Genomic DNA, 1,070 nt, shown 5'->3' on the forward strand with positions numbered 1-1,070 from the left:
GAGACCTATTATGGAAACAACCGTTACTCCTCCCATAAAACGCACCCAGCGTGATTACACGTTAGGCTTTAAATTACAGGTCGTTGATGCTATTGAAAAAGGCGATATGACCTATAAGCAAGCGCAAGCAACCTATGGCATACAAGGGCGATCCACGGTGCTCACCTGGCTACGAAAGCACGGTAAAATGGACTGGACTCAACCGGTAACACTGACTATGTCCAGGATACGTTCAACAACCGAAACCCCTGCCCAAAAAATCAAACGCCTTGAGCGCGAGCTTGAGGACGAGCGCCTGCGCAATCTACTGCTCAATGAAATGGTCAACATCATGGATGAAGAATATGGAGCAGACCTTAGAAAAAAGTATCTAGCCAGGGAGCGAGACGTCTTCAAGAAACCGGAAAGTTAAGCCTCAGCAAAGCCTGTGCATTTTTGGGGATTAGTCGGCAAGCGATTTACCAACGTGAAAAGCGCGCGGATGCGCGCGTCAGGGAGTTGGCTCCGGTGAAAGATATGGTCATGAAGGTGCGCCGCTTTATGCCTCGACTGGGCACAAGAAAGTTGCATTACCTGATCCAGCCCCTGTTGAGAGAGCAAGGTATAAAGCTGGGGCGAGACGCGCTTTTTGATTATTTGCGACACGCTGGTTTATTGGTTAAACCCCGGAAAAACTACACCAAAACCACGTTTAGCCGACACTGGATGCGCAAGCATCCCAATCTGCTGGCAGCGGTGTGTGCCGATCAACCGGAAAAGGTATTTGTCAGTGACATCACTTATCTGGAGAGTGACGAGGGCGTGCATTATTTATCGCTGGTGACGGATGCCTGTACTCGCAAAATCATGGGATACGAGGTCAGTCGCGAGATGAAGGCCAGTGATGTAGTGAAGGCGTTGAACATGGCCGTAGGTACAAGGAGATACACAAGCCCCTTGATACATCATTCGGATCGGGGCTCACAGTACTGTTCGAGTGAATACCAGAAGGTACTGCAGGAGGCTGGTATAACACCCTCAATGACAGAGGGTTATGACTGTTACCAGAATGCATTGGCAGAGCGAGTCAA

Annotated in this window: 1 pseudogene; it reads left to right on the plus strand. The window is 49.5% G+C overall.

What is annotated here, in order from left to right:
- Positions 1–10: 10 nt before the first annotated feature.
- A pseudogene (locus AC1RJL_RS19855) lies at positions 11–1,070 on the plus strand (IS3 family transposase); the annotation flags it as partial.

This window comes from Cellvibrio sp. GW822-FHT04B05 (assembly GCF_058800985.1).